12 protein-coding genes and 1 pseudogene are annotated in these 8,564 nt (G+C 57.5%); 5 read left to right on the top strand and 8 right to left on the bottom strand.

The annotated features are described in order from the left end of the window. From NKJ80_RS31085 to NKJ80_RS31095, 3 genes are all read right to left on the bottom strand, one after another. Positions 1–547, bottom strand: a 547-nt coding sequence (locus NKJ80_RS31085; RefSeq protein ID WP_352498946.1) for a transposase, incomplete at its 3' end; no start/stop codon positions are given. 808 nt (positions 548–1,355) lie between these two features. Beyond that, on the bottom strand, positions 1,356–1,526 hold the full coding sequence (locus NKJ80_RS31090) for a hypothetical protein (RefSeq protein ID WP_245262835.1): 171 nt from the start codon (positions 1,524–1,526) through the stop codon (positions 1,356–1,358). 140 nt (positions 1,527–1,666) lie between these two features. Further along, positions 1,667–2,407 carry an SDR family NAD(P)-dependent oxidoreductase gene (locus NKJ80_RS31095; RefSeq protein ID WP_023673881.1) on the bottom strand — a complete coding sequence of 247 codons (741 nt, stop codon included), beginning with the start codon at positions 2,405–2,407 and terminating at the stop codon, positions 1,667–1,669. 359 nt (positions 2,408–2,766) lie between these two features. Here NKJ80_RS31095 and NKJ80_RS31100 point away from each other — a divergent pair, with 359 nt between their 5' ends. After that, positions 2,767–2,979, top strand: coding sequence for a hypothetical protein (locus tag NKJ80_RS31100; protein ID WP_023695016.1), 213 nt, complete (start codon positions 2,767–2,769; stop codon positions 2,977–2,979). Between the two features lie 89 nt (positions 2,980–3,068). On the opposite strand, the gene NKJ80_RS31105 is transcribed toward NKJ80_RS31100, so the two are convergent. Beyond that, positions 3,069–3,308: a hypothetical protein gene (locus tag NKJ80_RS31105; protein WP_023695015.1), complete on the bottom strand. Its 240-nt coding sequence runs from the start codon at positions 3,306–3,308 to the stop codon at positions 3,069–3,071. A 219-nt stretch (positions 3,309–3,527) separates the two neighbouring features. On the opposite strand from NKJ80_RS31105, the gene NKJ80_RS31110 reads away from it, so the two are divergent. Next, a complete protein-coding gene (locus NKJ80_RS31110; protein ID WP_023690590.1) occupies positions 3,528–4,526 on the top strand; it encodes a hypothetical protein in 999 nt (332 codons plus the stop codon). 146 nt (positions 4,527–4,672) lie between these two features. On the opposite strand, the gene NKJ80_RS31115 is transcribed toward NKJ80_RS31110, so the two are convergent. The 3 genes and pseudogenes from NKJ80_RS31115 to NKJ80_RS31125 form a co-directional block, all read right to left on the bottom strand. Beyond that, positions 4,673–4,978, bottom strand: coding sequence for a hypothetical protein (locus tag NKJ80_RS31115; protein WP_023673877.1), 306 nt, complete (start codon positions 4,976–4,978; stop codon positions 4,673–4,675). Next, on the bottom strand, positions 4,962–5,165 hold the full coding sequence (locus NKJ80_RS31120) for a hypothetical protein (protein ID WP_352498947.1): 204 nt from the start codon (positions 5,163–5,165) through the stop codon (positions 4,962–4,964). Before NKJ80_RS31120 ends, NKJ80_RS31115 begins: the two co-directional genes overlap by 17 nt. A 242-nt stretch (positions 5,166–5,407) precedes the next feature. After that, a pseudogene (locus tag NKJ80_RS31125) lies at positions 5,408–6,273 on the bottom strand (ATP-dependent DNA ligase). Positions 6,274–6,399: 126 nt separating this feature from the next. Here NKJ80_RS31125 and NKJ80_RS31130 point away from each other — a divergent pair. From NKJ80_RS31130 to NKJ80_RS31140, 3 genes are all read left to right on the top strand, one after another. Next, complete coding sequence (locus NKJ80_RS31130; RefSeq protein ID WP_023815822.1) at positions 6,400–6,585, top strand: DUF3606 domain-containing protein; 186 nt, start codon at positions 6,400–6,402, stop codon at positions 6,583–6,585. A 193-nt stretch (positions 6,586–6,778) separates the two neighbouring features. Then, the gene (locus tag NKJ80_RS31135; RefSeq protein ID WP_023699326.1) at positions 6,779–6,973 is read left to right on the top strand and encodes a hypothetical protein; all 195 of its coding nucleotides are present in this window, start codon (positions 6,779–6,781) and stop codon (positions 6,971–6,973) included. 41 nt (positions 6,974–7,014) lie between these two features. Then, positions 7,015–7,242 carry a KTSC domain-containing protein gene (locus tag NKJ80_RS31140; RefSeq protein ID WP_023673160.1) on the top strand — a complete coding sequence of 76 codons (228 nt, stop codon included), beginning with the start codon at positions 7,015–7,017 and terminating at the stop codon, positions 7,240–7,242. Between the two features lie 134 nt (positions 7,243–7,376). On the opposite strand, the gene NKJ80_RS31145 is transcribed toward NKJ80_RS31140, so the two are convergent. Beyond that, the gene (locus NKJ80_RS31145) at positions 7,377–7,661 is read right to left on the bottom strand and encodes a hypothetical protein (RefSeq protein ID WP_023673895.1); all 285 of its coding nucleotides are present in this window, start codon (positions 7,659–7,661) and stop codon (positions 7,377–7,379) included. Between the last annotated feature and the right edge of the window lie 903 nt (positions 7,662–8,564).

Here is an 8,564-nt window from a genome sequence, read left to right on the forward strand (position 1 = left end):
CGATCAGCACCGCCTGGCTCATGACAACACCGGCTTCACGCACCTTCTCGTAGCGCGCATCGAGGATGAGGTAAGGAAACGGCTCCTGAGGTCGTTCGGCAAACGCCTTCAGGCTCTCGTCCAAGCGCTTGTTGATGGCCGAGATCGACGAAGCCGAGAAGGCATGACCGCACAGCTCTTCCGTGATCGCCTTGACCTTGCGGGTCGACACGCCCTGGACATACATCTCCGCAAGCGTTGCCACCAAGGCCCGCTCCGAACGCTGGTAGCGCTCGAACAGCTCGGTGGAGAAGTGACCCGCCCGGTCCTGTGGAACCCGCAGCTCAAGCTTGCCCACCCGGGTGACCAGGGTGCGGCCGTAGTAACCCGAGCGATAGCCAAGGCGCTCAGGCGTGCGTTCGCCCTTCGAAGCACCCAGCGCCTCCTCCATCTCGGCCTCGAGAACCTCCTGCATTACCGCACGGATCACTTCGTGCAGCCCCTCCGGGTTCGAAAGCAGAATGTCTTTGACGGCAGCGCTGGTCGATTTACCTTCTGTCTTGGTCATGGTGGCGTTCCTTCCAGGGAATCGGTGACGTTGAACATCACCAGCCTGCCATGACCGCCCTCTCTCAGCGAATTGCAGAACTCTCAGCACACTACCTTCCCTACTCGCAATGCGACGCGCGCTTCACGCCCTGCCTGTGATCGGTATGACTGAGATGGGGCCGCAAGCGGACCGTCAGCTTCGCGGTGAAAATCCTCAGAAAGCGGCCAGCATGTAGTCGTCGCACGGCTGAAAGAGAGGCGTGACGGGCGAGGAATAGGTCTGGTTTCACCTGATCACCTACGCAGGCAGTTCGACGATCATTGAGCGGCGAGAACGCGGCCCGAGGCAGGAGCTTTGAGCGTCCGATTTTTCACGATCGACCTTCAGGCTCGTCGAGCGCATCGTCTCGACGTTACTGCCGAAACCGAGCCTCCATGCCGGCGCCCTGGGGAGGCAAGACAGCCAGCAACTGGACGGCTCGGGGATTTAGCACCGTTCACCCAGAGCTTTTTGTCGAGATGCAGGCGTATCCGCTGGCTTTCTGCGAAGGACAGCGCAAACGATTCAGGCCGAATGAGCGTGTAATTTCCTGGTCGGTCTCTATGATGCGGACGACCCTACCCATTCGCCACTGGCTCCGACTACTTCCACGCAAGGCGTGGCCCTGCGAATTGGCACCACCTTGCCCATCACATCCTCCCTACGAAACGCAATGGGAAGTCGATTTAAGACCGTCGTAGTCGGTAGTTCAATAACTAATGCTTGCTCGGAATCGGACGAGCCATCCTGGATGGGCAGTACGAAGGCTGGTTGAATGGCTAACTTGTCATGCCACCTCGGTCAGGCGAACCTTCGGGGACCTCCCGTGATATAGCCTATGCTTCAGGTTGTTGGCATTCAGGATGGCTGCCAGCTCTTCAGCATACTCCATGTCGGGAAGGTCGACAGAAGGGTGGCCCACCATAATAGCCGGCTGCCCGGTGAACACGTCGAACACCGTCCACGTCCCATCCGGTTCCCGCCTTACCTCGTACCGCAGAGTTGCCATGAGGGGATCACATAGGTCGCCGTTTAGGGGTGGGAGTATTTGGTCCACGGTGACGCCGGGCCACCTGAAAGCACCGAGACAGTCGGCGCTTAGTAACGCGCCCGCCCACCCGACATGTCGAATACCGCGCCGGTATTGAAGTTGCTGGCGTCCGAGCACAGCCAGGCCACCATGTGGGCAACTTCTTCGACCCGGCCGAGCCGGTTCATTGGACTATCGGCGATCATTGTCTCGACAGCTGCGACCCCGAGGTTTCGGATCATGTCAGTATCGATTGGCCCAGGAGCGACGCAGTTCACGCGTATGTTTGTATTGGCAACCTCACGCCCAAGCGCCTTTGTGAAGACTACGATACCTGCGCTGGAGGCTGAATAGGCGGCAAGGTTGGCAAGTCCTTCCTTGCCCGCCAAAGAGCCCATATTGACAATGCGGCCAACACCCCATTTTCGCATGTGGGGCAAAACCAACTGCGTCACTTGCATCGTGCCGATCAGATTGGTTTCGATGATGCTTCGCCAGTCTGCAGGTTCGTGTTGGTCAAACGGGTGAAGGGTTCCTAGATAACCGGCGTTGTTAACCAGAACGTCTATACGCAGGCCACGATCGACGATCATGTTGATCGCATGGGTTACCTGATCGCGGCTGGTAATATCGACCTTCGTAGACACCACACCCTTCAGTTCGATCTGATCTCGATCCCACACGTGCACTGAAGCACCCGACGCTACAAGGCGCTCTACGATTGCCTTGCCGATACTCTTTGCTCCGCCGGTTACGACGGCTGTCTTGCCAATGAGGTCATATGATACCGGCACAAAGCCCCCATTCATGTGTGTTCACACGGGATAAGTTTAGCAGGATCGCATATTTTCGCCAGCGGCCAGATGGTCTGGGGGGCGCCGGAGCCAGCTATGACCTGATCGGTAGCGAGCTCCAGATCGTACACAGCTTCGCCTTGCGGCGCCGCCTGGCGCTTTTCGTCACCTTTTCCTGTTCAGATGCCTCTTGGCAGGTCAAGGGGGCTAGACGATGTTGTTCTTTGTCCCGCTCTCCTGCGGCGACACGCCATTGCCCAGTTTGAAAGAACCAAAGAGACAATCAGGACAGGCCGGCGATATTTCGATGAAGGGCTTTCGCCATTAGTTAGCGCAGGCTAATATGCGTTCTTCGCGGTCAGAGAGCCGCCTGCATGTTGGGCAGAGATGCTTTAGCACCTGATACAATCGTGCCAGCCGCGATGCCTATCCCAATTTGCCTTGGCGTCTTCCCCGACGGGCTCTGGCTAGAAGCATTCCAAACCGATCAGGATATCCGTGCCTATTGGAGAGGCTATGCCCTTGCGGGCACGGTGTGCGCCGTTTTGCTGATCATCGAGCTTGTGACAATTCACCTGCTGCTCTGACGTAGCAGCGCTGTCTTGATGGCGCTATCGCTGTAGCGGTCGGACCGCTCTAGTGCGCCTTCTCCGCCTCCATCGTTGAGCAGTCAATTTCAGCTCGAGCGGGCTGGACGAGGGGAGCGCGGGCGCATGACCGTGGTGCCTACATTCGTCGTGACCACGCAGCCCACCTCATATCGGCCGACCACCACGCTTCCGCTTGCATAAGCCTCGGCGCGAATTCGATCTTGCAGCGTTTCGGGACCGAGTTCTGAAGCTGCGATAACGCCCATCTGCTCCATGACCGGAGCCATGGTCGCTGCGAGATTGGAGATCAGATCAATGCCGCTCATACTGTCTGATCCACCTCCGGCGAGAGCACTTACCGCCTGGCCCCGGCCGGCGTTTCGTTCGATTGGAAGCACCGGCGCAATGTCGCCGCGGACTAGCGTCCGTCATCTGCCCTGCCGTATGCATTCGGGGTAATGCCACCAACTGCGGTCCATGGTATGGTCCCGAGCGCACGCAGTGGCGCCTGATAAACAATCAGGAGTGAACGGGAGTGGCGGCCATTGAGGCGCTATAAGAAGTTTATTTTGCATTGCGGAATTCACAAGACTGGAAGCTCTTATCTTCAGGCGAGCCTGGCCTCCAATCGGGATCTGTTGGCGGGGAACTCGATCCATTACCCCGACCCCCACGACCCGGCCAATGAAGCGTTCGGGCCGCAGCACAGCATAGCCGCAATCGGTTACGACGACAGCAAATCGTTTGAGCAGAACGTTGGCGCGTTCTTCGCACTCGATTCCGATTGCGAGACGTTGCTGATGTCAGGCGAGGAATTTTCGCGAGCCAGCACTCATCCATCTTTTTTTCAGGGTCTGTTGGATATTGGCGCCGAGGTGAAGGTGGTGTTCTATTTGCGGCGCTTCGATCACTTGCTTGAGAGCGTGTATGCGCAATGCGTCAAAGACTACCTGACGGGCCCCATCGAAGTCGCGGAATATCAACTTGATTTCTACGAAATCCTGCGACCGTTTGTTGAGGCGCTCGGACCTGATCGTGTTGTCGTTCGACCATACAACCCTAAATTTTGGCCCGGCGAATCGATCGGTCAGGATTTCTTCTCTGCAATTGGCTTGCCTCACCTCTGGGGCGCCATGAGGAAGCCGGCCGGCCGGATCAACGAAAGTCTGTCACGGCCGGAAACATACATGATTTCAGTTACTGAAGGCATCGCTGAAAAGCAGCGCTTGATGGACCACTTCCGAGCCCGGCCTTTCCCGGACTGCGACAGGGCCAAGTTCTTCCGGTCACCCGATTTTCGCTTTGACTTCAACCTGAGATACATCGGCTTGAACTCTGGCGTCGCCGCCCTCAATGGCGGGGTGGACATCACCGAGTTTCTCGATCTGGCCAACGTCGATGATGATCCACATTGGCAAGCGTTCGACCCGAACGACCCTCAGATAGTCGACTATCTTGAAACCTTCAGGGCCAAGCATTCGGACTTAGACGGTGGGGATGATTGGGAAGTGCGTGAAGATGGCATCGAGGGGATGCGCTTTTAGGGCGCGGATAATCGGGCGGAAACACTTACCCAACCGTAGGGTAAGGGCCGCTAGCTAAAAGCCCGCCAACCTTTCGGTGGGCGGGCCTCTACTGTCGGAACTGGAGAGTGTCATGTCGACAGCTCCGGCACTTGCGAACGGTTTGGTTAGTGGCGCCAGATCAGCAGGCAGAGCTGGCGCAGGTCACGATCATAAACGCCCCGGCTCTCGATCACGTCGATGCAGCGCTTCTTGAACCGAGTGATTTCGGCGCTCGACATAGCGTCGACAATGCGAGGCAGATCCGTATTGGTCGGATGGTCGGGGGACTCGGTTCCGACAGTGGCACCGCTCGTGCCAGTGGGGGCAGTGGTTCCGTCGTCGCCAACTGCGGCGTTCGCCGGCATGCAAAGATTTGCGAGAACGGCTCCAATCGCCATGCTTCCCACCAGGATCTCAAAAATCTTTGTCATAATTCGCATCCAGGATGGCCCCTTTTCCAAACCAAGGCCGGCGGGATTTGCTCGCAACCAGCGGGACGGTGACAGTCGTTGAGTGATTGATTGGGTATTGATCGAAAAACGGGAACGCGATCAGATAGGCGTAGTCGGCGGTAAGATGTGCCATGCGGAAACCTCCGCTGGCGGCATCAATTATCATCCACGACATCCTCCAATATCCGGGTGAAGGTGCTGAAAGACATAGCTCATTAGAAAGCACGGATAGATGAATGAATGTCTAAAAACTCCTTTCCTATTCTTTGCAATGACAGTGTTAGGCGTCCTTAGCCGTGTTAACCGTTGATCAGCGTGAGGCGAGTTCCTGCGGTATCGCGTTCAGCTCGGCCTTTGCGGCGTTGGGATGCGCGCCTCTCGCAAAAGCGATGGCCAGTTGTGGAGCTGCTATTTGTTCTCCTCGCGGAAGTCCTGCAGCGATGCATGCCGCAGGTCATCCTCCACACGCAAGTGCTTCACGCGGCCGATCAGCCCGGCTTGACCCATTGCGTCGCAGGCCGCTTCATGACGCCCTTGGGCGCCGTGCCTGGGTGCTCCTGGACGCGTTTCCATAGCCTCTCGCGCATTTCCCGGTTCAAGGTGACGAATGCGCTGCCGACATAGCGCCCGGTGCCGCGCTCAGCCATCAGAGCGAAAGCCGGCTTGCCCGCTTCACGCTCGACGCCGAGCAGATCGAACTCGTCAATCGCATAGCACTTGGCCTTCAGCCAGTTGGTCGACGGACCGCTTCGGTATTTGCTGTCCTTCCGCTTCGACACCATGCCTTCAAGTCCGGCCTTGTCGAGCAAGTGAAAGATGGCCTTGGCTTCCCCCGGCAAGGGCTCGCTGAACTGAATACGCCCGCCGGGCTCGATCATGCCGGCCAGGATCTCGCGCCGCTCCTCTAGCGCCATATCGCGCAGATCGTGGCCGTTAAGATGAAGCAGATCAAAGGCAACAAAATACAAGTCGTGCTGCCGGCGGGTAATGGCTTTGCGCAGCGCTGCGAAGTCCGAAAGGCCCTTGTCGTTCAGAACGACTATCTCGCCGTCGACAATGGCGCTTTCGGCACCAAGGCGCTTGGCCTCTCTCACCAGGTCGCGATATTTCGCCGTCCAGTCGTGGCCGTTGCGCGTATAAATGCGTGTGCCGTCTTCATCGATGATCATCTGCGATCGGTAGCCGTCGAACTTGACCTCGTGGGTCCAGCCTTCACCCTCGGGAGGGTTCTCCACAAGGGTCGGCATCAACGGCTCGATGAACTTCAAACGCATGCACTGATCCGCCCTCCGGCGATTCAATAAGATTAAGCTAAAATAGTTCCGAAACTGGAAATCAGCCTCTTGGGTGCAACAAACTCGTCAACTCGGCGTTGCGGGATGAGCGAAGGAGGAATCGATATGGCCGACGACAAGAGCAAGCGGGACTTCCGCGATCGGGACCGGGTCTCGGCCGATGAGGATTATGAAGTCGAGTATTTCGCAACAAAGACCGGCATCACACCCCAGCAGGTGAAAGAGCTGATCGCGAAGCACGGCAACCAACGCGAAACGCTGGAGCGAGAAGCGAAGGCTCTGCGGAAATAATGACCAGGCTATCGGATCTCGGCAGACCAATAATTGGGCACCGACATGAAGGCCCGCCCGCGAGCGAGCTCGATCATTTCATGCCTTGCCCTGTTTGCGGCCAACAGATCGACATGCGCGATTTTCGCCAGGTCGCTTATCATTCCGATCCGGATCACGATCAGCCTATCGAACTAGACGCCTAGGAACAAAAGTGCCGAAATACCACGTTGAGGAAATGGACGGCGATACCGTGACGGCTACCCACATCGTCAACGCGACAACGCCGATCAGGGCGGCGCGGGAAGCGACAGAGCGCGACATCACTCTGCGCACCACCGAGCCCATCTGGATCAGGGTTGCCGACGAAAAGCGCGGCCACATATTCGAATACAGTTTCAGCCTGTAGCTGGCGATCCAACTCGGCTAGCTGAGTTTGGATGGCATACCATGCCGTCGACTTCGATACGCAAGTTCGACTATGACCCGAACACCAGGGTTCTCTCGGTTTGGTTTGTAGCGAGCGGGAAGCATTACGAGTTTTTGGACGTACCTGCTGAGGCCGTTGCCGCGTTCAAAGCTGCCTTTGCCAAGGGCGTCTATTTTAACAGCCACATCCGCAATCGTTATGCATTCCGGCTCGCGGCAGGGAGGGCAGCAGCCGCGTCGGGCGATTGACAGAATTTCAGATTCGAGGCGGCCCGCGCCATCGCAGGGGAGCAACTGTGCGAATTGACCAGGTTCCGAGGGCAAACGAAAACGCCCGCCGGCCGGGCCAGCGGGCGCGTATTATATTAAGCTAGGTGCTGGGCCTATTTGCCCATCATCATCGCAGCTTTGCAGAAGTTCTCATGGGCCTTCGCAATATCTGCGTCAGCGCAGTCCTTCATCACAGCGTCCTTATCCTCCTGAGACATAGCCGACCAAGCGGTTTTCGCTTCGGCCTCAGACTTCATGGTCTTCATGCTGCTGTCCGTGAAGAAAGGAGACATTTTTGCAGGATCGTCGAGCGCAGACGTGCCAGTGGAACTGCCGGCAAAGGCCGATCCGGTCATAAGGGCAAATGTCGCGCCGAGAATGAGCATTTTCGAATTCATCAAAATTCCTCCGAATGCAACTGCTTGAATGCAGCCGTGCTAATTCAACGCTTGCGGGTAGAAAGGGTTTCCAGCCAAATTGAAAATTGTAGAAATTGCTACCGATATTTCGTCGTCAACCTAGGAGGAATTGGCCCGCAAGTTCGGTCAAGGCGGCCGGCGGCCACCATCGATGCTGCAATTGCCTGGCCGGTTGCCCCGGACTTGTTCAGGGATGGCCCGCGCTTGCTTCCGAGCGCGGGCCGACCATGATGAGTGAGGGGCGATCTTGGTCACCGGCAGGACCGCTTAAGAACGAGCCGGGTGTGACCGAACAGCCTCAGGGTGAGGATGTTCCCGACTGACGCAAAAAAGCCCGCCAGCGTGAGCCAGCGGGCAATCGGCCTTGAGTATACTAGAACGAGTTCCCCGGCTCGCTCGTTGAGAGGCATGAAAGACAAATGGGAATCTGACCACCAGTTCGTCGAAGGCGCCCGCCGTAGCCAGCGATGGGCGGAGAGAGAACTTGAATCCCTACAATCGACCATCCAAGAGACGCGCCGTGTCCTAGAGGCTTCACGGAAGCTCTTGGAAAAAATTGCCGAGCGCGAAGACCATACGCAGCCGTAGGGAATGGCCGGTGCAGTTGGGCATGCTTGTGGGCTTAACCGCACCGATATTGCATAAGTCACGGCTGATGGGCAAACCCACGGCCAGTACTTTCCGTGCAGGTGGACAGCTCGCCGGGCGAAGACCCCAACCACCTCGATCCCGGCGAGCCTAGACCTGATCAGAGTACGCGATCAGGACCGGGGATCAGCCGGCGATAGTGGCATCTCTTGCAAGTCAAGCACTGTGAAGCACAGCGTCCAGATCGGACCTGCTGCCGTGTCGAATGGAATAGGCGCGAGTGATTTCCGCACC

Source organism: Mesorhizobium sp. M0030, assembly GCF_040323695.1.
Taxonomy (GTDB): domain Bacteria; phylum Pseudomonadota; class Alphaproteobacteria; order Rhizobiales; family Rhizobiaceae; genus Mesorhizobium.

Bases quoted from the DNA above. Each gene is read 5' to 3' on its own strand.
- NKJ80_RS31095 (WP_023673881.1), bottom strand. From the start codon at position 2,407: ATGAATGGGGGCTTTGTGCCGGTATCATATGACCTCATTGGCAAGACA.
- NKJ80_RS31100 (WP_023695016.1), top strand. From the start codon at position 2,767: ATGTTGGGCAGAGATGCTTTAGCACCTGATACAATCGTGCCAGCCGCG.
- NKJ80_RS31105 (WP_023695015.1), bottom strand. From the start codon at position 3,308: ATGAGCGGCATTGATCTGATCTCCAATCTCGCAGCGACCATGGCTCCG.
- NKJ80_RS31115 (WP_023673877.1), bottom strand. From the start codon at position 4,978: ATGACAAAGATTTTTGAGATCCTGGTGGGAAGCATGGCGATTGGAGCC.
- NKJ80_RS31120 (WP_352498947.1), bottom strand. From the start codon at position 5,165: ATGATAATTGATGCCGCCAGCGGAGGTTTCCGCATGGCACATCTTACC.
- NKJ80_RS31130 (WP_023815822.1), top strand. From the start codon at position 6,400: ATGGCCGACGACAAGAGCAAGCGGGACTTCCGCGATCGGGACCGGGTC.
- NKJ80_RS31140 (WP_023673160.1), top strand. From the start codon at position 7,015: ATGCCGTCGACTTCGATACGCAAGTTCGACTATGACCCGAACACCAGG.
- NKJ80_RS31145 (WP_023673895.1), bottom strand. From the start codon at position 7,661: ATGAATTCGAAAATGCTCATTCTCGGCGCGACATTTGCCCTTATGACC.